Here is a 24,690-nt window from a genome sequence, read left to right as displayed (position 1 = left end):
CCCGGCACACCGGCCGGAGACTGGAGCCGTGTGCGCGGGCGCCTCTCCTCATGGCGCCCCGGCCGGCCGGACGCCGAGGCACGACTGGACGAGATCGCCGAGGACGCTCTGGCGACGCTGCACCGGACTCTGCGCGCGGACCCCTCGGCCTTCGGCCTGTACGAGGCCGCGTGCGCGGCCGGCGAACGGCTGACGGCCGTCATGGACACCCTGGCACCGGGCCGGGAGGCAGATCCGGACACCTTTGCCGGTGACGGTCGGGAGACCCTCACCGAGGCCGGGGCGGACGACAGCGGTGACGGTACGGACTTCGCGGCCCGCTTCGTCCGGGCCGTGGGCGGCGAGGGCGGCACGGTCGCCGACGCGACCGTACGCCGGGCTGCCGCGGTGACCGCGGGCCGGGTCGCGCGGCAGGACGCCGGGGCGCTCGCCCGGGGCGGGAGCGACTGGTCCGGCGACCTGTTGTGCCTCCTCTACCAGTGGTTCTTCGCGGACGTCGTCACCGAATTCCTGCGCGTCGCGGTCGCGGAGCAGGTCAAGCTCGTGGTCCCGGTGCTGCCGGCGGCCGATCCGGAGGACCGCGTCGCGGACTGGATCGCCGAGCAGGTGCTCCACCTGGTGCCGAGCCCGTGCGAGGAGGCCGCACACCTCGCGGAGGCGGCCGAGCGGGGCGAGGGCGAGGTCACAGCCCTTGAGGATCCTGCCGACGCCACTCTCGCGCAGGTCGCCCGGGGTCTCGTCCCGCGCGCGGTCGGCGCGGCGCTCGGTCTGCTCCCGGAGACCGACGGTGATGCCTGGATCGGGGCCTCCACCGGCGCCCGTGCCGGACCGGGCGCCATGCCGAGCGAGGGGACATCAGCGGCATGACAGGAACACCGGTCCGCCACTTCTGGCTCTCCCACCCGGACGCCCCACCGCCCGATCCCCCGTGGCGGCCACTGAGCGACGCCCTGTACTGGGAGTCCCCGGCACGCGCCCCCGACCGCCGTGAACTCTTCGGTCATGCCCCCGACTGGGCGGACGACCTCCAACGGGTCGCCAGGGCCGTCTTCGCCGCGGATCGCTGCACACCGCGGAAGGCGGCGTTCGACCACTGGACCCGCCACATCCGGCTCTCCGTCCCGGTCGTCACTCCCGACGCGTGGTCCCGTGCTCTCCCGCACCTCACCACGCTGCTCGGAACCGTCACGGGCGACCGCTGGGAGGTCGAGTTCCGCCCCTTCCACGCCGACGAGCGACCCCGCGCCCGCCCTCTGCCCTTCGGTCCCGAGGAGTACGCCCACGAGGTGGCCCTCTTCTCCGGCGGCCTCGACTCCCTGGGCTGGGCAGCCCGGCGCGCCACCGCGAGCGATCCGGGCGCCCTGCTCCTGATCACCCTCGGCGAACGCAACTTCGAACCGCTCCAGGACGCCGTCTACGAGGCCGTGCGCCTGCGTGCGCGGCGGGAACGGTTCCCGCGTCACCTGCGCCGACTCGTACAGAGCCAGAGCGTGCGGCCGAAGGCCGCCGGGGCCGTCCCCGAACTGACCACCCGCTCAAGGGGCCTGCTGTACGCCGCCACCGCGGTACATGCCGCGGCGGCCGAACGCGTCCCCGTCGTCCACGTCCCGGAGAACGGCCAGCTCGCGCTGAACCCCCCGCTTTCCGCCGCCCGTTCGGGTGCCTGCTCGACGCGTTCGGTGCATCCCTGGACCCTTCACCACCTCAACCAGATCATCGAGGAGGTCGCGGGCTCCTCCCCGTCCCCGGTCCGGGTCGTCAACCCCTTCGCCGGGCTCACCAAGGGCGAGGTGTGCGCGGCGGCCAGAGACGCCGGCCTGGACCAGAGCGTCCTGGAGGCCACCCTGAGCTGTGGCGCGCCCCCCGCCCGGCGGCCGCCGGGCGGGGGGCGTGCGGCTCGGCCGCGCCTGAACCACTGCGGGCTCTGCTTCCCCTGCCTGGTCCGCCGGTCAGGAATGCTGTACGCCTACGGTGAGGACCGCACCCCCTACGCCGCCGACCCCTGGGACCCGTCCCTCACCCCGGAACGCACGGCGCACTGGCGAGCCCTCCAGCGCTGGCTGGACAGGCCCTGCACGGTGCTGGACCTCGTCGCCGACACCCCGCTGCCTCCCTGCGCCCGCCCCGCCGAACTGCTGGCCGTCGTGGACCGGGGCCGGGACGAACTACGGGCGCTGGTCGCCCGGGCACCCGGCGTACGACGGTCCGCTTGAGCAACCCCCCGCGTACGTGCCTCCCTCCGACCCCTCCAGCCCCAGCCCCTCCGGCACGCCGACCGGCCTCGTCTCCGCCCAGACGGTCTTGCCAGGCCCGGTGCGGTCGCTCACGCCCCATCGGAAGGCCACGGCCCCGACGAGGTGGAGGCCCCGGCCGCACTCCGCGTCCGCGTCGGCAGCGGTGGCAGCCGAGGGGTCCGGCCGTCGGGGGTGGGTGTCGGACACCTCGACCCGGACGACGGCTGTCGCCTGCTCGTACAGCAGGCGCAGCTCGAAGTCCCTCCCCGACACCCGCCCGTGGAGGGCCGCGTTGGCCGCGAGTTCGGCAACCAGGAGGGCCACGTCGTCGGAGAGCGGGGAGCCGTACGCGATCCCCCAGTCGTCGAGCTGTCGCAGGGCGAACCCGCGCGCACGACTGGCGCCGAGACGGGTGGCGGAGAACCGCCGGACGAACACATTTACGGTTACAGGCGGTTGTGCCTGATGGGCTGTCATGAGTCACAGCGTTGCGGCCCATCCCCCTCCACCAACAGGAACAACACCGATACAGATCCGCCTGTACCAGTTCACACTGTGGACTGGGCGGGTAACTCCCCGTGACCCTTCGTGGGCTGGACTCAGCGTGAAAGGCGGGGCTGCGATGACGGCGGACAACGGAAGCAGCACGACAGCGGGTGGCGATCCCGAACTCTCCGACAGCCTCCGGACTTTCGGCGCGGTCCTCAAAGCGCTACGGGAGGCAAACCGGCTGACCCAGGAGGAGTTCGCGCCACGTGTGCGGTACTCGACGGCGTACGTCGCGAAGATCGAGCAGGGGAAGCGTTTCCCGCCGGAGAACCTCCCGGGGCGGGCCGAAGACGTCCTGGGGCCGGTCGCGGGGAAGGTCCTCGGGGCAGCCATGCGCAGCCTGCGGAGGAAGGCGGGACTGGCGTCGTGGTTCTTGCAGTGGGCGGGGGTCGAGGAGGAGGCGATCACGCTGTACGCGTATGAGTGCCGGGGGATTCCGGGGTTGTTGCAGAGCGAGGGATACATCCGGGCCGTCTTCGACCGACGCCTGCCGCCTTTGTCGGAGCAGCAGTTCGAGCAGCAGGTAGCCGCACGTCTCGAACGACAGAAGCTCCTGACCGAGCGCCCCAACACCTCGTTCTCGTTCCTCATCGAACAATCCGTCCTGGAGCGCCAGCTCGGAGGCCCCGAGGTCACGTCTGAACTCATCGACAACCTGCTCACGCATGGCGGTCGACGCAACGTGGAAATCCTCCTCATGCCGCTCAAACAACCGGACCACTCCGGCATCGACGGGCAGATGTATCTCGCGGAGACCTCTTCCAACAGTTGGTTCGGCTACGTCGAAGGCCACGACTCCAGCACCCTCCTGACTGACCCGAAAGTGGTCAGTGCCATGCTTCAGCGCTATGGCAAGATGCGCTCACAGGCGCTGAGCCACGAGGCCACGGTGGCCCTGCTGAAGCGGATTCAAGGAGCGCTATGAGTACGGAACTGGACTGGTTCAAGAGCAGCTACAGCGGCAGCGGCGGCGACAACTGCGTTGAGGTCGCCATTGACGCCGAGGCGGTCCGCGTACGCGACTCCAAGGACGTCGGCCTCCGCCCGTTCGCCGTGACGCCCGCCGCCTGGTCGGCCTTCACCACGTACGCGTCCGGCTCCTGACCCACGCAGCCGCACGGCCTGTGAGGCGGCGGGTCTGCCGCCTCACAGGAGTCGGCTCTCCTACTCCTCGACCGTCCCCGCCTCTTCGACGGCCCTCTTCTTCGGCTCGGTCGCCTTGCGTCCGCGCGGCCTCTTCACCGGCCGCCACGCCTTCAGCTGCGCCTCGCCGACCGTGTGCCTGCGCAACAGAGCCTCGAAGTCTGCTTCCAAAATGTCGGCCGGCACATCGCCGTCCCACTCCGCGTCCGGCTCACCGTGCCACTGCCGGACCCACGGCATGACTTCCCGCAGCCCCGCGAGCAGCGGAACGATCCGTTCGGTGTCCCAGCCATCGCCCTTGGTCCGCGCGTCGACCAACTGGGACAGCACCTGCGCCTGGTCCTTGTGATCCCACCCGGCCCAGCCGAGCATCAAGGTCGAGTCCCCGTCCGGACTAGCCTCGGGATAGGAGATGAACCGCTCCTTGGGCACATCGAGCTTGCCCCGATGGGACCAGTACGAAGGCCGCAGGAAGTCCGACGTCTTGTACTTGGTGGGCGGATCGATGTCGCGGCGCACACCGTTCTTGTCCTCTTCCCGCTGCTCCTTCCACACTTCCTCCCACTGTGCGCGGGTGCGCAGTCCGGAGTCCTTGTAGCGCAGGGCGGCCAGGTAGGGCACATGTTCGTCGGCGACGACTTCGGTCAGCACCTGCGCCAGCGGCAGGTCCGGCTTCCCGAGGTGATCGGCGGCATAGAGCGCGGCGACGGAGACGAAATCCGCATCCGAACTCATCCGGTCCGCGAGGTAATTGACGGTCATCGAGCGTGGCTGCTTCAGCCCGTCCCGCAGCTCGTACCACAACTCGTCACCCTCACACCGATCGAGCAGCCAGGTCCGCAGGGCGGCCCGCTCCTTCTTCTCCCAGGAGTCGGCGGACCACCGCCGCTTGCACTCGGGACGCTCGATGAGGCCGATGTCCTTGGGGCGCGAGGTAATGATGTCGATCCGAGCCTGAACGATCTCGCGGTACCACTGGGGCCAGTGGGCGGGGATCTCCGTGACCGGCTCCGAATCGTGACGCCGGAACCACTGCTCCACGGCTTCGTCGGTGGAGGCCCGTGAAGCCATTGCCAACTCGAACGCTCTCTCCCCCAGGCGTACTTCGGGAACTGCGGAGGCGGTTTCGCTCACGGTGACGCGCGCCAAATCATCGCCGCTGAGCAGCCCGTACAACCCATAGACCCGCCAGTCCAGCTCCTCTTGAAGAGCAATCATCTGGTGCCAGATGCGCGCATACTCAGACTTCACCTCGGCTAGAATTGACCCGTCAGGGGTTGCGCTTGAGCAAACAGCGGACGGCTCTAGACTTGCCAAAGTGGTGGCCAGAATATCAAGCTGGCGCCCCAGCGATAGCGGCAGCTCGCCCGGAAGTGGAAACTCTTGCAGCTTGGTTCCGGTGAATTCGTAAAAACTTTCCCAGGCATACCGACCGGTCGAACGCTCACCTCCTCTGTTCCCTTTATCTTGGCTTACCTGTTTCAGCCAGAAACAACCCGCCGACGAGTTGAGCACCCCCAATAGCTCCAGGTGTGCGTCCTCATTCGCCCCCTCCGGCAGCTTGATGACTGGCGCGGACCTATTGAATACCTTTCCACCTCGATCCAGAACAAAGTGGTTGTGCGTCGACACAAAAGCGAACGCGATGCCGAGCGGCACCGAAAAGCGTTCCGGGTGCCATCGACTCCACTCGTACCAAGTGAGCCCGATCTCCTCGTGAGTACCTCCTGGCTCACGACGTAGGCGCAGCGAACTTCTCTGCATCCAGAGGAGCCGGTAGGCGGCAGCGTCCGAAAGATCGGCGCTCAAATCGGAACCGTAGGGGAAGAGCGCCTCAGTTGCGGGCCGAAGGTCCCAATCCCGAATAACATTGCCTTCGACCAGGGGGACCACGTGCCGATCGGCCACACCTTGCCTGCTCCAGCTGCCAGGGGGGGAAAAATACGCCTCATCGGCACCGGTGTGCGTTGTTCGGCCAATAAGCTTCACCCTCGCGCCGAGCGAAGACGCCCCTGCCGACGTCAGGTGCCCGAATACCGCAGCAGCCCCGCCACCGCTCAGCGACCAGGGCGCGTTAGCGAAACTCGCACGATCCAGATCGGCAACAGAAACCCATTCGGATTCGCTGCCCGGGCTTCGGAACTGACTGATGATTGCCTGCCAAACGTAACCATCGGCCGCATTGAGCGGCTGCTCCGGCTCCCCTCGGACACCCAGAACCGCGCGAATGTTTCTATAATCGCTGGGGATCCGATTTCGCCCGACCAGGATGACCGTCGGTGTGCCGTGCCCGGGAATATAGGCACCCGAGGTGTCGATCACGTGCGAGAGCTCGACCTCGCCACGGAATACGACCTCGATAAGGTCCTTACCAAACTCGCGCTTCATGAAGGAGTTAGCCGTGATCTGCCCTACGAAACCGCCCCCGCCGAGGATCCCGCCAGGCCCCCGAACTGCCAGATCGAACAACCTTTGCGCAAAAGGCACAGACAGCGCAAAGAGCCCAATGCTAGCGTTATAACCCTTCTTATAGTTTTCCTTCTCCTGCTTGTCCTTCACCGTGATGTACGGCGGGTTCCCCACCACCACGTGGTAAGAGCCGCGTCCCAGGAGGTCCGCCCGCTTCGCGTACTCCCAGACGTCCTCCGTCGCGTACGCGTACGCCTGCCCGTCCTCGCGCCCCACGGCCGTGTCCGCGAGGAACATGTCCAGGTCCATCTCGGTCTGGATGCCCGCCGCGCCCCGCCCGTGCAGCAGCGAGTCGCCCACCGCCACGTTGATGGGGAAGGACGGCGCATCCGCCAGCCTCCGCGCACCCGCGACCTTCATCGCCGCCACCAGGAGCCGGAAGCGGGCGATGCTCGCCGCGAAGGGGTTCTTGTCGCAGCCGTGGACGGACTCCAGCGAGCGGCGGACCAGGGTCCAGTTGTCCGTGCCCGGTTCCGCGACGCGCCACTTGTCGAACAGGCGGTGGAAGACGCCGAGGAGGAAGTGGCCCGACCCGCACGCCGGGTCGATGGTCCGCAGTCCGCGCAGCGGCTCACCGTCCGGGTCCAGGGGGTCCTCCCGCGACGCGTTGAGACCGAACTCCTCGATGGCCGGTTCCAGCGTCAGGTCGAGGATGAACTCCTCGACGAACTCCGGCGTCTGGAGCAGCGCGTACGTCTTGCGGGCGTGCTCGCTCAGCTCCTGGTAGAGGTCGCCGAGGAACCGCGTGTCCCACTCCGCGTCCGTGAAGTCGTAGCGGATCTCACCGGCCACCCCCCACCTGCGCCAGAACGCGAGCAGCTTCGTCGCAGCGTCGTAGCTCGGGGTGAGGCTCCACAGCGGGTTGTGGTGCTCATCGAAGAGGCCGGCGGCGGTCGTGTTCGTACCGGCGAGGTGGCGGAAGGAGGCGATCAGCCAGTCGCGGTCGTTGAGGTGCGGGTGTTCGCGGAAGAACAGGTCGTGCCGGGCCTCAGCCTCGGCCAGCCGCTCGCCGGGGCCGGCGAGGAAGGGCTCCTCGATGAGGTGGTTGTCCTCGCAGAAGCGGACGAAGACACAGGCGAGGACCCACGCGGCGGCGGCCTGGGTGACGCGCTCGTCACGCCAGGCGGCGTAGGGGGCCGCGATCCGCTTGGCGTGCTTGGCCTGGCGGTACTCCTCCGCCAGCCGCTCACGGAACTCGTCGACCGTCTGACTGCGGGCACGCAGGTCGTCCTCCAGGTCGAGGACCTGTCGCTTCAGGTCTTTCACCAGAGCAGCCTTGTCCAGGGCAGCCCTGTCCTGCTCTGCCATACCCGCCGTGTCCACAGTCACTTTCCGCTTCCTTCTCACCACACCGCGTCGCAGCCTGCCGCGTATCCCGCACCAGGCCCCCCAATCCTGCCAGCTGGATAACGGGCCAGGCCCTCCCGTGTGCGGAAACACTCCCTCCACGCTCCACCCCCGCCATTAGAGTGATCGTCGTGACGGCTCCCACCACCCCGACGCCTCCCCCGCACACCTTCCTCAAGGCGGGGCACGACCACTACAAGGCGGCTCTACGGCTGTCGCAGGACGTGAAGCTCGCCGGCCCTGCCGACCACCTCGCCGGTCTCGCGGCGGAGTGCGTGGTCAAGGCGATGCTGATGGACTTCTTCAACGCGAAGCAGGACATCCCCTATGCCAGGCCGTACAGCCAGAAGACCCCGCAGGACAAGCGGACCTGGCACGAGCACATGCCCAAGGTGTGGGACCACCTCCAGCTCATCGCGTCGGGCACGCGAGGAAAACTCATCCGTCAGCAGTTGCCGACGCAGAACCCGTTCAGCACCCCGTCCGACGAATGGGACGTTTACCACCGCTACCGTGACGGTGACGACTTTGACCCGCAGCGGCTCCCTCGCCACCTTGCGACGGTCCTCGTCTTGATCAACGCCTACGACTCGGCGAAATGACACCAGGGAGCGACTGGACCCCATGACGGAACCAACCCGATTCGACAGCGCGTGGCAACAGGCGTGCGCGCTCGCCGGTGACGCTGCGGCCGAGGGGCACGATGTCGTTCTCGTCCGGGACCTGTCCGGCCGCTCCACCCTGCTGATCGACGACCGGGATGACGAGATCGCACCGGACTCCGACCGCCTCACCCTGCTCCGGCAGACGTTCCGTGAGCGTCTCGGCCCCTTCGCCGCAGGCGATCCCGTGCAGACGGCCGGCACCATGTTCTCGGCGGACGTGTTCTTCGACGCTCCTGAACTGATCATCCTCCAGGACCGCGAGGAGAACGGCCCCGGCCGGGTCGGCGCCCTGGAACGGACCGTCGTCGGCGCCGACTGGTCCTCTCCCGGCATCGAGCGGGAGGGCTCCTCTCCCCGCTCGTGGCCCCGTATCGCCCTGTACGGCTTCAAGGGTGGCGTGGGCCGCTCCACCGCGACCGCCGTGCTGGCCCGCCACCTGGCCGAGCTCGGCAAGTGCGTGCTCGTGGTCGACCTCGACCTCGAATCCCCCGGCATCTCCAATCTGCTCGCCGATCCGGGAGCCGCTTCCCGGCACGGCATCGTGGATCACCTGGTGGAGTCGGCCGTCGGCAACGCGGACGGGCTCGACCTCCTCGCCAAGTCCTCCCTCACTCCGAAGGAAGGCAACGGCGAGATCTGGCTCGCCTCGGCCTCCGGCACCCCGCGCAAGGGTGAGTCGTACGACTACCTGGCCAAGCTCAACCGCATCTACAGCGACCTGCCGCCCGGTCGGCCCGGCGAGAAACCCCGACCCTTCGCCCAGCGCCTTGAGGACGCGATCGCCGCGTGTGAGGAGCAGACGGAGCGGCAGAACGGCCGTCGGCCCGATGTCGTCCTGCTCGACAGCCGCGCGGGCATCCACGACATCGCGGCGGTCACGCTGACCCGGCTCAGCGACCGGGCCCTGCTCTTCGCGGTCGACAACCCTTCCACCTGGGAGGGCTACCGGATGCTCTTCAAGCAGTGGAAGCAGCAGCCCGACCAGGCACGCGCGATGCGGGACCGCCTGAGCATCGTGGCGGCGATGTTCCACTCCGCCGGTGACATAGAGCGGCTGAACACGCTGCGCAGGCACGCCTACGACGTCTTCATGGCCACCTTGTACGACTTGCCCGACGACGACTCCCCCGAGCCGTACCTCCCCGCCGAGGGGGATGTCGACGACAAGCCGTACGCCCCCATCCCCATCCTGTTCGGCAACGATCTCGTGGGGCTCGACCCGCAGCGCAGCCTCAACTGGACGAAACTGCCGTTCGTCCGTGCCGCCTACCGGGACTTCCTCGGCGCGGTGGAAGAACTTGTGCACGACCTGGACGAGGATCTCGCATGACGGACCCGACGACTCTGGCCAACCGCAACCTCATCATCGAGGCACTCAGAGACGCTCCCGACGCCAACACCACGACCCCGGACCTCCGGACCATGTTCACGCCCTCGTCCCACCGGGAAGCCCTGGCTCCGGACGTCACTGTGGTGCGTGGGGCACGGGGCACGGGCAAGACGTACTGGGCGAAGGCGCTGACCGACACCGTTCTCCGCGAGGTGGCCGCCCGCTCCTACCACATGCCCAGGCTCAGCCAGACCGAGGTCATCACGGCGTTCGGCCTCGAAGGCGGAGACGAGCCGGTCTTCCCCGGCAAACGGGCCATCGCCTCCCTCGTCCGGGACTTCGGCGGGGAGGACGACCTTCAGCCGAAGGACCTGTGGTCCGCGGTCGTCCTCATGGCGTTGAAGGTGCCTCAGGTCATCGCGCTCGACAGCTGGATCGAGCGCATCCGGTGGACCGCTCGCAACGGCGACGCGTACGAGAGTGCCCTACGCAGGGCGGACCGGGAGACCCGGGAGCAGGGCAAGACCCTGATCCTCCTCTTCGACGCGCTCGAACACCTCCACTCGGAACGCGAACACGTCGACCTGCTGCTGTCCGGACTGTTCGAGGTCGCACTGGAGCTGCGGCTCACCACGACAACGCTGCGGGCCAAGATCTTCGTACGGCCGGATATGTACGACAGCGCCCCCCGGAACTTCGCGGACGCCTCCAAGCTGGACGCGAACGCAGCCGATCTCTCGTGGAGCCGGGAGAACCTCTACGGGCTGTTCTTCCACCAGCTCGGCAACCACACCTCCGACCAGGCGAAGGCGTTCAGGGACTCCACCGAGGGGACATGGCGCATCGAGGAGGGCCGCTACATCGCCCCCGTGGAAGTGCTCGCCGACCAGAAGGCTCAGGAACGCCTCCTCGTCACGCTGACCGGTCCCTTCATGGGGACGGACCGGCGCAAGGGCCACACCTACACCTGGATCCCGAACCACCTTCAGGACGGGCTGGGCCGGATCAGCCCGCGCACCCTGCTCTTCACACTGCGCAAGGCCGCCCAGCTCACCGAGAGCGCGAACGCGACCCACCCCCTGCCGCTGTACTACGAGGCCATCCGCGAGAGTCTCAGCCACGCCGCCACGGTCCGGGTGCGCGAACTCCAGGACGATCTCGGCTGGGCCGCGCTCGCGGTCGAACTCCTCGCGGGCAGCCAAGTGCCCATGGAGCCGTCCGCGGTCCACTACGCGTGGAGCTCACGAGGATTCCTGGCCAGACTGCGTGAGGTACTGGAACGCGAGAGCGAGGGAAGCGGGCCCCGGCACGCCGACAATCCCGTGGCGCTGGTCGAGGAGTTGGAGAAGCTCGGCGTGATCACCTACCGCACCAACGGGGCCGTCGACCTCCCCGACATCTACCGGCTCGCCTTCGACATCGGCCGCAAGGGCGGCGTCAAGCGCAGCAAGGCCTGACGGTTCCCCGGCGGACGCCCCCAGGGGCCCTCACCCTCCGAGCGACTCCACGAAGTCCGCCTCCAGGTGTTCCCGCTCGCCGTCCCCCCCGATCACCTCGACGGTCCGCCCGTCCAGCCGCGGCTGCTGGGACCGCGTCTCGACCGGGCACAACAGCCACAGGCCGTGGGGAGCGGACTCCGGGCGACGGGCTGCGCCCTGGAGGCGGGTCAGGAAGCCGTGGCCGCCCTCGTCCCAGTAGCGGGCGACCAGGCCCGCGTCGTGGAGGAAGAGGACCGTGCGCGGCGGAGCGGCACGCTCCAGGAGTGCGTCCTCCATCCGCTGCCAGACGAGGCGGGCGAAGGAGGCGAGTCCGGGCTTGATGCGGCCGGGTGCGGAGTTGCTGTCGGCGCGCAGGAACTTCTGCCAGTCCTGGCCCTTCTCCTCCGCCAGCTCGCGGAGCATCCGCAGGAACGTCTCCGCCACGTCGACGGTGACGACGCCTTCGGGTCCGAAGGCCGCCGCGATCCGCTCCGCCGTTCCCGCGAGCACGGTGCGCTTCACCGTGAGAGCCAGGAAACCGCCGCGCCCCGCCCGCTCGGTGAGCCGGGCACGCATCACGCCCTGCGGGTCCTCCCGCTCCGACCGGGAGACCGGTCGGGGAGGAAGGTAGCTGGTCAGGGCGCCGGTGGAGGTGCGGGCACCGGACAGCTCGGTCCGGCGCGGGAAGAATGTCCGGGACTCGTCGTCGTACCTCAGGTCGAAGCGTGCCCCTTCGAGGGCGTCCTCGAATTCGACATGGGTCGGCTCGCCGCCGCCCGCGAGAAGGTCGAGGTCGGGGAACCGGGCCCGCAACCGCGCCACCAGGCCAGGGACAGTGATGCCCCGGTCATGACGGACTCCGGCCCCTGCCTGGGAGATGCGCAGAGCCCGCTCCAAGCTCAGATCCTGCGGGTACAGCTCCAGACGCGGGGTGGCCGCGGTCCGGGAAGCGACCGTGGCGGCCAGCGCCACCAGGCGGGTGTCCGCGAGAGGAGCGAAACCGTCAGGAGCCGGGACGCCACGCAGCTCACGCAGGATCTCGGTGCGGCCGGGCAGCGGGTCGCGCCGGGCCAGCTGATGAGCGGTCGCCCCCAACGACGTCGCGTAGTCGGCGAGTTCGCGCGGGCTGGGGTCCTCGGTCCCGGGCAGCGACTCGGCTGCGATGAGGATCGCGTCGCCGCGCCGGTGCACTGCGAGACGAGGCTCGTGCTGCCTGGCGCCCTCGACGCCCTCCGCGGTCTCGGCCTCTACAGCGGCTCTGACCACCGCGAGCGACCTCGCGAGGATCCGTTCAGTGGTGTCACTGGCCGCGCCGTGGCGAGCGCGCAGTTCGGCGGCTGCCTCAGTGGCGGTCATCACCCGCCCGGCGGTGGTGACGATGTCGACCAGCTCGCCCCGTACCCGTCCGAGCCAGGCCGCCTCCGCCCACTGTTTGATCTCGATGCGGTGATGCCGTGAGACCGGCGGCTGCTTGATGCCCAAGTATTCGGCGATCCGCGCCTGAACCGGCCAGGATCCCAGCGGGGACAGGCCGCCCTCCTCGGGCGGAATCCCCAGGGTGAGCCGAACGACATCCGTGCGGTGGGAGCCCTTACGGCCCGGGGCAGGGGTGAGCAGGGCGCCCATCTCGTCTATCGAGAGGATCCGCTCCAGGGCCGCGTCGTCCGGCCCGGTGGGTTCCGGGGCGGTGGGAGCGACGGGTACGGCCTGGGAGGCCCGCCCCTCGGCGGCCGGCAGCAGCGCCGCCGCCCATTGCTTACGACGCCGGTTCAGCTCCTTGCGGACCAATGCCCCGGCGCCACGCGCCCGGGAGATGACGTAGGGCTGGAGATTCAGCAGCTCGCCGACCCGGTAGGCATGCAGGTCGTTGGCGACGGAGACCGCCCGGGGGGAGAGACCCGCGGCTTCCAGAAGCGTCGTGGTGTCGGCTGCCGCAGCGGCCCTGTCGCGGTCCTTCTCGGGGTCGTCGGAGGCGGTGCCGACCGTGGACGGGGTGGTGGTGGGGCCTGTCGAGTCGGCCGCGCGGAACACCTCGCGCCACTCGTCCCGCATCTGCCGCAGGGTATCGAAGCGCTGTTCCGTGTCACGGTGCAGCGCCCGGCGGAAGAAGCGGGCGAAGCCCTCGCTCAGGGCCGGTTCGAACAGCTCTGCCGCGATGTGGAGAGGAACGGACTCATTGGTGAGCGGGTCGTTCTGCTCGTCGCCCCAAGCCGGTCGCTCACCGCTGGCCATCTCATGAAGGGTGACGGCTGCTGCGTACCGCTCGGCGTGATCGTCGTAGTGGGCGCGGCGCATCGATCCGAGAAACGGGTCGAGATAGCTGCGGGTACCGGCCTTGACGTCACGGTCGGAGGCGTCGGTCAGTGAGAAGTCGAAGAGCTTCAACTGCCAGGTACGGTCCTTGCGACGTTGGATACCGAAATTGTCCGGCTTGATGTCACGGTGGCGCACCCCGTGTCCGGCAAGTTGGTCCAGCGCGTGGAACAGGTCGTCCGAGAAGCGTTCCAGCTCGTGATAGGTGAGTCTCCCCTTACCCCTCAGCCGCTCGCCCAGGGACTGCTCCCCGGCGTACTCCAGCTCCAGGACCGTACGGCCACCAATCTCCCGCAGCCCGTCCCCGCGCAGTTGGACGACGGCTCCGCCGCCGACGATGCCGAGCACACGCTCCTCGGCCCGCAGCCTGCCCGCACGCTCCTCGTCGAGCGCCACCTTGAAGACGTGCTCGTCGATCTGGATGTGTCCGTCTTCGTCTTCGGTAGCACGCTCCACGAGCAGAGCACGCGCCGTGGCCCCGCTGCCGAGGACCCGTCGGACCGACCACTCGGCGTCGAGCGACTGACCGGGCAGCGCGTCCAGAGGATCCACCCCGGTCGAGGCCGGGGAGTCGGGCAGCACGCTGGCACGTTCGGCCTCGTCGAGGAGATCGAGGAACTCCTCCACCGAGCCGAGGCGGTCGTTGACGTCGGTCCGGGTCGCTTGGAAGACCAGATCATCCAGGGCGTCCGGGAGTCCGTCCGCCACGGCGAAGAGGCGCAGGCCCGAGTCCGCGCGCAGCCGGTCGCTCAGCGCACTGCGCTGCGAGGCCGGCGGCTGACCGGTCAGGATCAGGTGGGCCACCGCTCCGAGACCGAAGACGTCCAGGTCGCCGGGGTCGGCGTACGGCTGGTCCGTCTCGGGAGCGAGATAAACGCGTGCGGCGTCCTCGATGAGGGCGGCGTCGAGCGCGGAGCCACCGATCGAACGGAAGAAGGTGGCGTTGGAGTCGAAGTCCCGGGCCGCGGTCTGCCAGTCGGTGATCCGCAGTTCAGGGTGCGAACCGCCGTCCCTGAAGGAGACGTACACCGATCTGGCCGCGAGCGCTCGGTGGTACAGGGAACGGTTATGGGCGTAGCGGACGGCCTCGGCGAGCTGCCGGACCAGGTCGAGTCGTGTCTCGGGCGTGAGTTTCCCGCCGTAGGTGTCCAGGTACTGGTCGAGACGCAGATCTGTGTGGCGGTGCCGGAAGAGAATCGCCGGCCCGCCCTGGTGCTCACGGAATTCGACGGCGTCGACGATGCCGCGGTGGTTGATGCCCTGAAGCACCTGATACTCGCGGCGAGCGGCGCGCTCGGTGGCCTTGCGGGCTGCTTCGGTCGCCATCTGGCTGACCAGGTAGATGCGGACCCGGCCCTCCTCCTGGACCATCCCGTCGTCCCGGATTGCCAGGCGGTCCTCCCAGGACGGACCGGCGTCCAGGGGGTGGGGCTCCATCTTCCAGGCATCGCCGAACCGCAGATGGGCGGCGGACTGGCGGATACCGATGGCTTTGAGGAGCTGCGGCAGCGTGTGGCGGGAGAACTCCGGGGTGATACGCCGCTCGGGGCGCTCCGGCGGGAGCCCCAGGAAGTCCTGCCAGATCCGCTTCAAGCCGCTCGTGCCGTCGTCACGGCCGTAGACCTTGATCTGCTGGACCTCGTCCAGGTGGCTTTCGAGACCCTCGGCCGAGAGGAACACGGCCGGCTCGACGCGCGGCACAACGCGATCGCTCAGGCCCAGTTTGCGTGCTGCCCACTGGAGCTGGCTCTTCAGTTCCTTGGACTTCATGTCGTTGAAGTGCAGTGGATTGGTAAGGGTCCGGGTGCGGTCCTGACCACGGAAGTTCCAGGTGGAGCCGGTGTTGTGGAGCTGTCCGGGATGACTCTTGATCTCGACGAGGAAGAGCCCGGCCGGGACCGCGATCAGCAGATCGCATTCATTGACGCGTCCGGACTGCGCGGTGAAGGAGAAGGTGGCCCAGGCCCGGTAAGGCTCGGCGTGCGGCATCAGGTGCCGGACGTGGTCCAGGGCATCCTGCTCCCAGGGGTACGGCGAGACTCGCTCCTGTGACCATTGCCGGGGCGGCCTCACCGGGCCAGGTTTCGGCACCCCGGACACTGAGGCCCCTCCCGCTGCGGTCACTGTCCCGTCCTCCCGCGTCTCCCTCGCCCCACAGGGCCGCATAATGCCTGGTCGACCCTATCGCGACCCTCGCGGGAAGAGTGCTCCTTTCCCGGACCTGAGCACCCGGACCAGGGCAGCCTTCCCTCGTGCGTTCCTCGTGAGCTCCGGCCGGAATCCCAGCACGGCAGAGGTGGGCATAGCTGCTGACAGGTGACGACAAATCAGCTTTCCCAGCACCGCCCCAGCACGGGAAAGGACAAGGGGCCGGTTCCCGCACGAGCCGACCCCTTTTGACCTGCATGTTTGCCGGGATGCCAGCGTGGTGTCACATGATCCAGTCAGACGTTGAAGCGGAACTCCACCACGTCCCCGTCCTGCATGACGTAGTCCTTGCCCTCCATGCGGGCCTTGCCCTTGGCGCGGGCCTCGGCGACCGAGCCGGTCTCCACCAGGTCGGCGAAGGAGACGATCTCCGCCTTGATGAAGCCCTTCTGGAAGTCGGTGTGGATCACACCGGCCGCCTCCGGGGCCGTGGCGCCCTTCTTGATGGTCCACGCGCGGGCTTCCTTCGGACCTGCCGTGAGGTAGGTCTGGAGGCCCAGGGTCTCGAAGCCGACGCGGCCGAGGGTGGCGAGGCCGGGCTCTTCCTGGCCCATGGACTGGAGCAGTTCGAGGGCCTCGTCGTCGTCGAGCTCGATCAGCTCGGACTCGATCTTGGCGTTCAGGAAGATCGCCTCGGCGGGGGCGACCAGGGCGCGCTGCTCGTTCTTGAAGTCCTCGTCGACCAGCTCGTCCTCGTCGACGTTGAAGACGTACAGGAACGGCTTGACGGTGAGCAGGTGCAGCTCGTGGAGGAGGCGGCCCCTCTCGGTGGATGCCGTGATGCCCGCCGCGAACAGCGTCTGGCCGGACTCCAGGATCTTCTGGGCCTCCTCGACCGCGGCGAGGACCGCGACCTTCTCCTTCTGGAGACGGGACTCCTTCGTCAGGCGCGGGACCGCCTTCTCGACGGACTGGAGGTCGGCGAGGATCAGCTCGGTGTTGATCGTCTCGATGTCGTCCTTCGGCGAGACCTTGCCGTCGACGTGGACGACGTTCTCGTCCTTGAAGGCCCGGATGACCTGGCAGATCGCGTCGGACTCGCGGATGTTCGCGAGGAACTTGTTGCCCAGGCCCTCGCCCTCCGAAGCGCCCCGGACGATGCCGGCGATGTCGACGAAGTCGACCGTCGCCGGGAGGAGCCGCTGGGAGCTGAAGATCTCCGCGAGCTTGTTCAGGCGCGGGTCCGGGACGCCGACCACGCCGACGTTCGGCTCGATCGTGGCGAACGGGTAGTTGGCCGCCAGCACGTCGTTCTTGGTCAGGGCGTTGAACAGGGTCGACTTGCCGACATTCGGCAGACCGACGATTCCGATCGTGAGCGACACTTTGGCGACTTCCTGGAGTGAGGAGGGGGTCAGGGGCGTCCGGGTCCGGCTCGGCTGTTCGGGCCGGGTCAGCCGGGTCCCGGAGTGGGACCGATTCTCCAGTTTACGGGGCTGCTCCGCGGGTCCGAACAGTGCGGTTTCACGGTCCCCGCCCCCGGCCCGAACAGTGCGCCTTTCGGCCGTGTGACATCGAACGCAACGCCAAGGTCGGCCAAAGCGCGTGTCCAACGCCTGATTCCCCGCCCTCCGCGACCTACGTTGTACAGGTGGAGCAGCACAGGACACGTCCCCCGCAGCGCAGGCAGCCCCCGCAGGCCGCGCCCGCCCCGCCCGCGCCGGGTGGTCCCGCCGGTGAGAGTTCCGCCGTGTACCGGGTGCGGGTGCGCAGCGTGCCGCCCGTGGTTCTCGCGCTCAGGCGGTTCCCCAATCCCCGGCTCACCGGGATCGGGGCCGGGCTGTTCGCCGCCCTCACGATGTTCGTGCTCGCCTGCGTCGACCGGCTGCTGTTCGACAGCTCGGAGCTCGTCTACGGGCTGCTCTTCCTGCCCGTCAGCGCACTGACCGCCCTCTGGGTCCGGCCCGCCGATCTGGTCACCGCGCCGATCAGCGTGCCCATCGCCTTCGCCGTCGGGGTGTTTCCGATCTCCGGGGGGTCCGAAGGCCTCGGCGGGCAGATCATGGGCCTCGTCACCGCCCTCGCCGTGCACGCCGGCTGGCTGTACGGCGGGACGCTGGTCGCGGGGCTCATCGCCTCCGTGCGCAAGGTGCGCCAGATGCGGGCCCGGCGGCGGTATGTGCTGGCCCAGGGGCGTGGCGCCGAACCCGGGCGGGCTCCCCGGGCGGCAGCCTCGTCTCCCGCCGCTGCCGCGAAGCCCGTACGGGCCGGGGCCGGCGGGGCGGGCGCGGTTGCCCGGCGTCCTCAACGGCCCTGAGCGGCTCTCGGCCGGTACCCGCGGTCGCTGTCGGTGCCCGTACCGCTATCGCTGCCAGGTGTCGGCGCCCGTGCCGCCATCGCTGCCGGATTCGGTGCCCGTGGCGGCGTCTGTGCTGGTGCGGGCCCGTGATGCGTCCGGCTGTTCAGCTCCGGTCGTGCGTCTGGCCCGCCGCCATCGCCGCTCCCACGATGCCCGCGTTGTTCTGGAGCTGGGCCGGGACCATCTCGGCCCGGACCTTCTCGATCAGCGGCAGGAACTTCTCCGCCTTGCGGCTCACCCCACCGCCGATGATGAACAGCTCGGGCGAGAACAGCATCTCCACGTGCAGCAGGTACTTCTGGACCCGGTGCGCCCAGTGCTGCCAGCTGAGGTCCTCGTCCTCCTTGGCCTTCGTAGAGGCGTGCTTCTCCGCGTCGTGGCCGTGCAGTTCCAGGTGGCCCAGCTCGGTGTTGGGGACGAGCCGGCCGTCGGTGAAGACCGCGCTGCCGATGCCCGTTCCGAAGGTCAGCATGATGACCGTGCCCGCGCGGCCCTTGCCCGCGCCGAAGGTCATCTCGGCGACCCCGGCCGCGTCCGCGTCGTTCAGGATGGTGACGGGCTGACCGATCCGCTCGCCCAGCAGGGTGCGGGCGTCCGTGTCGATCCACCCCTTATCGACATTGGCCGCGGTACGCGTGATGCCGTCCGTGACGACCCCGGGGAAGGTGATACCGACCGGGCCCGTCCAGTCGAAATGGCCCACGACCTCGGCCACACCGTCGGCCACACCCTTGGGCGTGGCCGGATGCGGTGTCAGCACTTTGTGGCGCTCGCGCGCCAGGTCTCCGCGGTCCAGGTCCACGGGAGCGCCCTTGATCCCGGATCCGCCGATGTCCACGCCGAAGATCTCCATGGAACCACGGTACGGGCAGGCCGGGCCCCTTGCCCGGCTACTCGGCGGAAAGGGCGGCGGCCTCGGCGCGCAGGTCGCGCCGCAGCTCCTTGGGGAGGGAGAAGGTGATCGACTCGTCGGCCGTCTTCACCGTCTCCACGTCCGCGTAGCCGCGCTCCTGGAGCCATTCCAGGACGCCGTCGACGAGGACGTCGGGGACGGAGGCACCGGAGGTCAGGCCGACCGTGGTCACGCCCTCCAGCCAGGCCTCGTCGATCTCGTCGGCGAAGTCGACCAGGTGGGCGGCGGGCGCTCCGGCGTCCAGGGCGACCTCGACCATGCGGATGGAGTTCGAGGAGTTCTTGGAGCCGACCACGATGACCAGCTCGGCGTCCTCGGCGAGCTTCTTCACCGCGATCTGGCGGTTCTGCGTGGCGTAGCAGATGTCGTCGCTGGGCGGCGAGAGGAGGTTGGGGAACTTCGCCTTGATGGCGTCGACCGTCTCCATCGTCTCGTCGACGGACAGGGTGGTCTGGGAGAGCCAGACGACCTTCGACTCGTCGCGGACCTTGACGTTCGCGACGTCCTCGGGGCCGTCGACCAGGGTGATGTGGTCGGGGGCCTCGCCGGAGGTGCCGATGACCTCCTCGTGCCCCTCATGGCCGATCAGGAGGATGTCGTAGTCCTCCTTGGCGTACCGGACGGCTTCCTTGTGGACCTTGGTGACCAGCGGGCAGGTCGCGTCGATGGTGGCGAGCTTGCGCTCGGCGGCCTCCGCGTGGACGGTGGGCGCGACTCCGTGCGCGGAGAACATCACGATGGAGCCCTCGGGCACCTCCGCGGTGACGTCCACGAAGATCGCACCCTTCTTCTCCAGGGTCTGCACGACGTACTTGTTGTGCACGATCTCGTGGCGCACGTAGATCGGGGCCCCGTACTGCTCCAGGGCCTTCTCGACGGCGATCACGGCACGGTCCACGCCCGCGCAGTAGCCACGGGGTGCGGCGAGCAGGACACGGCGGGCAGGAGTTGCAGTCATGCGTCCCATCGTAAGGCCGTGGCGAACAGGCGCGAGGACGGCCGGGTCGGGAGACTGGTCGCGGTGCGTTCGTGAGGAATGACGGATGGTGATGGAGGGGCGATGACGTCGGTGCCGGAGAGCGGTTCGGGCAGCGGGACGGGCAGCGGTTCGGGCGGCGGGACGGGGAGCGGTACGGAAGCGGGCGGGCTGCGTCGGACGCTCGGATTCCGGGATCTGGTCGTCTACGGGCTCCTCTTCATCGCCCCGATGGCCCCCGTCGGGGTGTTCGGCACCCTGGACGCGAGGTCCGACGGCGCGGTCGCGCTCGTCTATGTGGTGGCCACGGTGGTGATGGGGTTCACCGCCTTCAGTTACGCCCAGATGGTGCGGGTCGCCCCCTTCGCCGGTTCGGTCTTCACGTATGCGCGCAAGGGGCTCGGGGAAGGGCCGGGGTTCATCGCCGGGTGGATGGCCATGCTCGACTACCTGCTGATCCCGGCCGTCGCCTACCTCTTCTCCGGGATCGCGATGAACGCGCTGGTCCCGGAGGTCTCGCGGTGGGTGTGGACCGCGATCGCCGTGCTCGTGACCACCCTGCTCAACCTGTGGGGCGTGCGCGCGGCCGCCCGGGTCGGCTTCGCGGTGCTGGCCATGGAGATCGTGGTGCTGCTGGTCTTCGTGGTCTCGGCCGTGGTCGTCCTCGTACGGGACGGGGCGCAGCGCGGCTGGCTGACGCCGCTGACGGGGGACTCCGGGTTCTCCATGGCTGCGGTGCTGGGGGCCGTGTCGATCGCCGTGCTCTCCTATCTGGGTTTCGACGCCATCGCCTCGTTCGCCGAGGAGGTGACGGGCGGCTCGCAGAAGGTGGCGCGGGCGGTGCTGTTCTGTCTGGTGCTGGCCGGCGTCCTGTTCGTGGCGCAGTCGTATCTGGCGGCCCTGCTGGAGCCGGTGAGCTCGGCGGAGCTGGCGGCGGACCCGGCGGCGCAGGGGTCGGCTTTCTACGACGCGGTGGACGCCTCGGTGGGGACGTGGCTGCATGACCTGGTGGCGGTCAGCAAGGCGATCGGCGCCGCGTTCGCCGCGCTGGCGGGGCAGGCCGCCGCCGGGCGGCTCGTCTTCGCGATGGCCCGGGAGCGACGCCTGCCGCACATCCTCGCGAGGGTCGACCCGTCGTCGGGCGTGCCGCGGGTGGCGATCCTGTGCGCGGCGATCGTGACGCTGGTGGCCGCCGTGTGGGCGGCCCGGCGCGACGACGGCCTCGACCATCTGGTCTCCGTGGTGGACATCGGCGCGCTGACGGCGTTCATCCTGCTGCACGCGTCGGTGGTCGGCTGGTTCGCCGTACGCCGGATGGAGGGGCCGCCGGTGTGGTGGCGGCATGTGCTCGTGCCGGTGGTCGGCGCGGGAGTGCTGGTCGCGGTCATCGTGGAGGCGACGACGTCCTCCCAGGTGGTGGGAGTCTGCTGGCTCGGGGTGGGCCTCGTGGTGCTGGCGGTGCAGGGGACGGGCCGCCGGGGCGGCCTGGAGGGCCCGGGCAGCGCCACGGGGAAGGGGACCCCTGCCCCATAGGACTACCTACTACGGCCGCGGGTCCCGCACGGCTTCGCGCCCGTCCGTGCGGCTTCGCGCCCCGCACAGCCGTGGGTCCCGCACCGCTTCGCATCCGTACCGCTTCGCGTTCCGTGCCACTTCGGGCGGTGCGTGGCCGCAGTCCTCCGCGCGGGGCGGGGGCCGTGTCGGTGGCTGCCGATACGCTCGCCCGTATGGCTCTCAACACGTCCGCGGAAGCGCCGCTGCCCGTCGGCGAGGTGTCCCGGCTCATCGGCGGGTGGATCGACCGGCTCGGCGCCATCTGGGTGGAGGGGCAGATCACCCAGCTGTCGCGGCGGCCGGGCGCCGGGGTCGTCTTCCTGACGCTGCGCGATCCGTCCCATGACATCTCGGTGAGCGTGACCTGTTTCCGGCAGGTCTTCGACCGGATCGCCGATGTGGTGACGGAGGGCGCGCGCGTCGTCGTGCTGGCCAAGCCCGAGTGGTACGCGCCCCGGGGGCAGTTGTCGCTGCGGGCGACGGACATCCGGCCGGTCGGCATCGGTGAGCTGCTCGTGCGGCTGGAGCAGCTGAAGAGGTCGCTCGCCGCCGAGGGGCTCTTCGCCCCGGACCGCAAGAAGCCGCTGCCGTTCCTCCCGCAGCTCGTCGGGCTGGTCTGCGGGCGTGCTTCCGCCGCCGAGCGCGATGTGCTGGAGAACGCCCGCCGCCGCTGGCCCGCCGTGCGCTTCGAGGTCCGCAACACCGCCGTGCAGGGGGTGAACGCGGTCGCCCAGGTGGTGCAGGCGGTCGAGGAGCTGGACGCGCTGGACGAGGTCGATGTGATCGTGGTGGCCCGGGGCGGCGGCAGCGTCGAGGATCTGCTGCCGTTCTCCGACGAACAGCTGATCCGGACCGTGGCCGCTTGCCGTACGCCGGTGGTCTCCGCGATCGGCCACGAGCCCGACTCGCCGCTGCTGGACCTGGTCGCCGATCTGCGTGCCTCCACGCCCACGGACGCGGCGAAGAAGGTCGTCCCCGACGTGGGCGAGGAGTTGGAGCGGGTGCAGCAGTTGCGGGACCGGGCGCTGCGGACCGTACGGGGGCTGCTGGACCGCGAGGAGCGCGGGCTCGCGCACGCGCTCGGCCGCCCCGCGATGGAGCGGCCCCACCGGCTGGTGGACGAGCGCGAGGCGGAGGTGGACGCACTCCTGGGGCGCGGTCGCCGGGTGCTGGGCCATCTGCTGGACCGGGCCGATTCGGAGCTGTCGCACACGCTCGCCCGGGTCGTCTCGCTGTCGCCCGCCGCGACCCTGGAGCGGGGGTACGCGGTGCTCCAGCGGCCCGACGGGCACGTGGTCCGCTCCCCCGAGGAGGCCGGGCCGCCCGGCGAGCCGCTGCGGGCGCGGGTGTCGGAGGGCGAGTTCACGGTACGGGTGGACGGGTGAGGCCGGGGGAAGCGGGAAACAGGGCGGCCTGGCGGCCGTATCTCAGGGGCGGCAGCGCCCACATCGTCGTAACAGCTCACGCTTAGGGTGGATCACATGACGGACGACGACGGCACGACGGCGGCTGCCGGCACGGGCACGCTCGGGTACGAGCAGGCGCGGGACGAGCTGATCGAGGTCGTACGCCGGCTGGAGGCGGGCGGCACGACGCTGGAGGAGTCGCTGGCCCTGTGGGAGCGGGGCGAGGAGCTGGCGAAGGTCTGTCGGCACTGGCTGGAGGGCGCCCGTGCCCGGCTGGACGCCGCCCTGGCCCGGCCCCAGGAGGACGAGTAGGGCTGAGCGGCCGCCCGGGGCGCACAGCGCCGGCGCGGTGGTGGCGCGGGGTGCTCCTCGGGGTGGCCGTCCGGCGTCGGAACCGGGGCCGGCGCACAAGACAGATGCGCTGTGCAATGGATCACTCCCGGCCAGTTTTAGTTGAAAGTTAACCTATTTCTGGCGTACGTTCGAGCCTTCTCCCCACCGCGTACGTTCGGAAGGTTTGCACCAGATGTCCCTCGTTCTCGACCCCGCCGCCCAGGACCTCCTCTTCCGTGAGGCCCGTACCGCCAACACCTTCACCGACGAGCCGGTGACCGACGAGCAGGTCCAGGCGATCTACGACCTGGTCAAGTTCGGGCCGACCGCCTTCAACCAGTCGCCGCTGCGCGTCGTCCTGGTCCGCTCCGCCGAGGGTCGCGAGCGCCTGGTGCGGCACATGGCCGAGGGCAACCAGCCGAAGACCTCCACGGCCCCGCTGGTCGCGATCCTCGCCGCCGACAACGAGTTCCACGAGGAGCTTCCGGCGCTGCTCCCGCACTTCCCGCAGGCCAAGGACGTGTTCTTCTCGGAGCGCCCGGCCCGCGAGTCGGCCGCCGGCCTCAACGCCGCGCTCCAGGCCGCCTACTTCATCATCGGCGTCCGCGCCGCCGGCCTCGCCGCCGGCCCGATGACCGGCTACGACGCCGCGGGCATCCAGAAGGAGTTCCTGGACGACGACCACGCCCCGCTGATGGTCGTCAACATCGGCAAGCCGGGCGAGGACGCCTGGTTCCCGCGCAGCCCGCGCCTCTCCTTCGACGAGGTCGTCACGACCGTCTGAGTCCCGCGTACGCGAAGGGGCCCCGGAACACCTGCTGGTGTTCCGGGGCCCCTTCGCGTACGCGGTCCGGAGCGGGTCGCGCGTCAGGAAGCCGGCGCGGCGGGCGGCGTCGTCTTCAGCGCGGCGGCCATCTCGACCAGGCTCTCCTTGGGCGCCGAGCCGGTCACCACCGTGGTATGGCCCTTCCCGGGCAGGACGAGGGCGTTGTACTTCGCGCCCTCCCAGTACTGCCACTCCCGGCCGGCCACCGTCTCGGTGCGCCCGGTGTCCTTGGCCTTCCGGCTGACCTCGGGGACATACGTACCCGCGGCGGCGGTGGACTGCTCGACCGCGACGTACCTGCGGTCCGCGTCGAGGAAGCCCAGGTGCCAGGCCTTGCCCGCGGCGTCGTCGTACCGGACGGAGGTCGCCTTCCACTCCTTCGGCAGGCCCTCGGGCGCGGCCACCGGGTAAGGGGCGGCGGTCCGCACCGTCGCCAGCTCCACGGTGAAGTCGACGGCCTTGAGCGGATCGGCGTGCTCGTCCTTCGGGATGAAGAGGTAGATGACGCCCGCGCAGGCGACGATCACCAAGGTCGACAGGATCATGTCCCGGACTGTCTGCTTGCCTCGCTTGCTTGCCACGGGATCCATGGTGGCACGCGGCCTGACACGCCCGGCCGCAGGGTGCCGCTCACGACCGCGACGCCG

The 24,690-nt window shown here is 69.5% G+C and carries 19 protein-coding genes; 12 read left to right on the top strand and 7 right to left on the bottom strand.

Features of this window, described 5'->3' with window-relative positions; genetic code table 11:
• Positions 1 to 30 precede the first annotated feature (30 nt).
• Positions 31 to 867, top strand: coding sequence for a hypothetical protein (locus ACIRJT_RS03885; protein WP_403904026.1), 837 nt, complete (start codon positions 31 to 33; stop codon positions 865 to 867).
• The gene (locus ACIRJT_RS03880) at positions 864 to 2,213 is read left to right on the top strand and encodes a hypothetical protein (RefSeq protein ID WP_403904023.1); all 1,350 of its coding nucleotides are present in this window, start codon (positions 864 to 866) and stop codon (positions 2,211 to 2,213) included. The genes ACIRJT_RS03885 and ACIRJT_RS03880 overlap by 4 nt, the downstream gene beginning before the upstream one ends.
• On the opposite strand, the gene ACIRJT_RS03875 is transcribed toward ACIRJT_RS03880, so the two are convergent.
• Complete coding sequence (locus tag ACIRJT_RS03875) at positions 2,166 to 2,672, bottom strand: ATP-binding protein (RefSeq protein WP_403904021.1); 507 nt, start codon at positions 2,670 to 2,672, stop codon at positions 2,166 to 2,168. The two genes, ACIRJT_RS03880 and ACIRJT_RS03875, sit on opposite strands and share 48 nt — an antisense overlap.
• A 184-nt stretch (positions 2,673 to 2,856) precedes the next feature.
• Here ACIRJT_RS03875 and ACIRJT_RS03870 point away from each other — a divergent pair, with 184 nt between their 5' ends.
• Complete coding sequence (locus ACIRJT_RS03870; protein WP_403904018.1) at positions 2,857 to 3,708, top strand: Scr1 family TA system antitoxin-like transcriptional regulator; 852 nt, start codon at positions 2,857 to 2,859, stop codon at positions 3,706 to 3,708.
• Positions 3,705 to 3,887 carry a DUF397 domain-containing protein gene (locus ACIRJT_RS03865; protein ID WP_403904015.1) on the top strand — a complete coding sequence of 61 codons (183 nt, stop codon included), beginning with the start codon at positions 3,705 to 3,707 and terminating at the stop codon, positions 3,885 to 3,887. Before ACIRJT_RS03870 ends, ACIRJT_RS03865 begins: the two co-directional genes overlap by 4 nt.
• Before the next feature lie 60 nt (positions 3,888 to 3,947).
• Here ACIRJT_RS03865 and pglX read toward each other — a convergent pair whose 3' ends face one another.
• Positions 3,948 to 7,724 (bottom strand): BREX-2 system adenine-specific DNA-methyltransferase PglX, encoded by a 3,777-nt coding sequence (gene pglX, locus ACIRJT_RS03860; protein ID WP_403904013.1) that lies wholly within the window; start codon positions 7,722 to 7,724, stop codon positions 3,948 to 3,950.
• A 149-nt stretch (positions 7,725 to 7,873) separates the two neighbouring features.
• On the opposite strand from pglX, the gene ACIRJT_RS03855 reads away from it, so the two are divergent.
• From ACIRJT_RS03855 to ACIRJT_RS03845, 3 genes are read left to right on the top strand one after another with little or no spacing between them, the layout of a single operon-like run.
• Complete coding sequence (locus ACIRJT_RS03855; protein ID WP_403904011.1) at positions 7,874 to 8,344, top strand: hypothetical protein; 471 nt, start codon at positions 7,874 to 7,876, stop codon at positions 8,342 to 8,344.
• A gap of 22 nt (positions 8,345 to 8,366) precedes the next feature.
• Positions 8,367 to 9,737, top strand: coding sequence for a KGGVGR-motif variant AAA ATPase (locus ACIRJT_RS03850; protein WP_403904009.1), 1,371 nt, complete (start codon positions 8,367 to 8,369; stop codon positions 9,735 to 9,737).
• On the top strand, positions 9,734 to 11,194 hold the full coding sequence (locus tag ACIRJT_RS03845; protein ID WP_403904006.1) for a hypothetical protein: 1,461 nt from the start codon (positions 9,734 to 9,736) through the stop codon (positions 11,192 to 11,194). Before ACIRJT_RS03850 ends, ACIRJT_RS03845 begins: the two co-directional genes overlap by 4 nt.
• A 30-nt stretch (positions 11,195 to 11,224) precedes the next feature.
• Here ACIRJT_RS03845 and pglW read toward each other — a convergent pair whose 3' ends face one another.
• Positions 11,225 to 15,601 (bottom strand): BREX system serine/threonine kinase PglW, encoded by a 4,377-nt coding sequence (pglW, locus tag ACIRJT_RS03840; RefSeq protein WP_403904003.1) that lies wholly within the window; start codon positions 15,599 to 15,601, stop codon positions 11,225 to 11,227.
• A 371-nt stretch (positions 15,602 to 15,972) separates the two neighbouring features.
• Positions 15,973 to 17,061, bottom strand: a complete 1,089-nt coding sequence (ychF, locus tag ACIRJT_RS03835; RefSeq protein ID WP_384333963.1) for a redox-regulated ATPase YchF — start codon at positions 17,059 to 17,061, stop codon at positions 15,973 to 15,975.
• Between the two features lie 365 nt (positions 17,062 to 17,426).
• Between ychF and ACIRJT_RS03830 the strand changes: the two genes are divergently transcribed.
• Positions 17,427 to 17,993 (top strand): DUF6542 domain-containing protein, encoded by a 567-nt coding sequence (locus ACIRJT_RS03830; RefSeq protein WP_403904467.1) that lies wholly within the window; start codon positions 17,427 to 17,429, stop codon positions 17,991 to 17,993.
• A 145-nt stretch (positions 17,994 to 18,138) separates the two neighbouring features.
• Here the strand turns inward: ACIRJT_RS03830 and ppgK are convergent, their stop codons facing one another.
• Together ppgK and ACIRJT_RS03820 are read right to left on the bottom strand one after the other, a co-directional pair.
• The gene (gene ppgK / locus ACIRJT_RS03825) at positions 18,139 to 18,888 is read right to left on the bottom strand and encodes a polyphosphate--glucose phosphotransferase (RefSeq protein ID WP_403903999.1); all 750 of its coding nucleotides are present in this window, start codon (positions 18,886 to 18,888) and stop codon (positions 18,139 to 18,141) included.
• Between the two features lie 37 nt (positions 18,889 to 18,925).
• Positions 18,926 to 19,915, bottom strand: a complete 990-nt coding sequence (locus ACIRJT_RS03820) for a 4-hydroxy-3-methylbut-2-enyl diphosphate reductase (protein WP_403903997.1) — start codon at positions 19,913 to 19,915, stop codon at positions 18,926 to 18,928.
• 93 nt (positions 19,916 to 20,008) lie between these two features.
• On the opposite strand from ACIRJT_RS03820, the gene ACIRJT_RS03815 reads away from it, so the two are divergent.
• The 4 genes from ACIRJT_RS03815 to ACIRJT_RS03800 all read left to right on the top strand — a co-directional run bounded on the left by ACIRJT_RS03815 (position 20,009) and on the right by ACIRJT_RS03800 (position 24,001).
• Complete coding sequence (locus ACIRJT_RS03815; protein WP_403903995.1) at positions 20,009 to 21,457, top strand: APC family permease; 1,449 nt, start codon at positions 20,009 to 20,011, stop codon at positions 21,455 to 21,457.
• A gap of 194 nt (positions 21,458 to 21,651) precedes the next feature.
• Entirely contained in the window at positions 21,652 to 22,863 is a 1,212-nt protein-coding gene (gene xseA / locus ACIRJT_RS03810; protein ID WP_403903992.1) for an exodeoxyribonuclease VII large subunit, read from the top strand.
• Positions 22,864 to 22,959: 96 nt separating this feature from the next.
• Entirely contained in the window at positions 22,960 to 23,196 is a 237-nt protein-coding gene (locus tag ACIRJT_RS03805) for an exodeoxyribonuclease VII small subunit (protein ID WP_403903990.1), read from the top strand.
• Positions 23,197 to 23,410: 214 nt separating this feature from the next.
• Complete coding sequence (locus tag ACIRJT_RS03800) at positions 23,411 to 24,001, top strand: malonic semialdehyde reductase (RefSeq protein ID WP_403903987.1); 591 nt, start codon at positions 23,411 to 23,413, stop codon at positions 23,999 to 24,001.
• A gap of 83 nt (positions 24,002 to 24,084) precedes the next feature.
• Here ACIRJT_RS03800 and ACIRJT_RS03795 read toward each other — a convergent pair whose 3' ends face one another.
• A complete protein-coding gene (locus ACIRJT_RS03795) occupies positions 24,085 to 24,633 on the bottom strand; it encodes a DUF4245 domain-containing protein (RefSeq protein ID WP_403903984.1) in 549 nt (182 codons plus the stop codon).
• Positions 24,634 to 24,690: the final 57 nt, after the last annotated feature.

This window comes from Streptomyces sp. NPDC102283 (assembly GCF_044766265.1).
GTDB lineage: Bacteria > Actinomycetota > Actinomycetes > Streptomycetales > Streptomycetaceae > Streptomyces.
The sequence above is the reverse complement of the archived record's forward strand: the minus strand, read 5'-3'. Positions and strand labels throughout refer to the sequence as shown.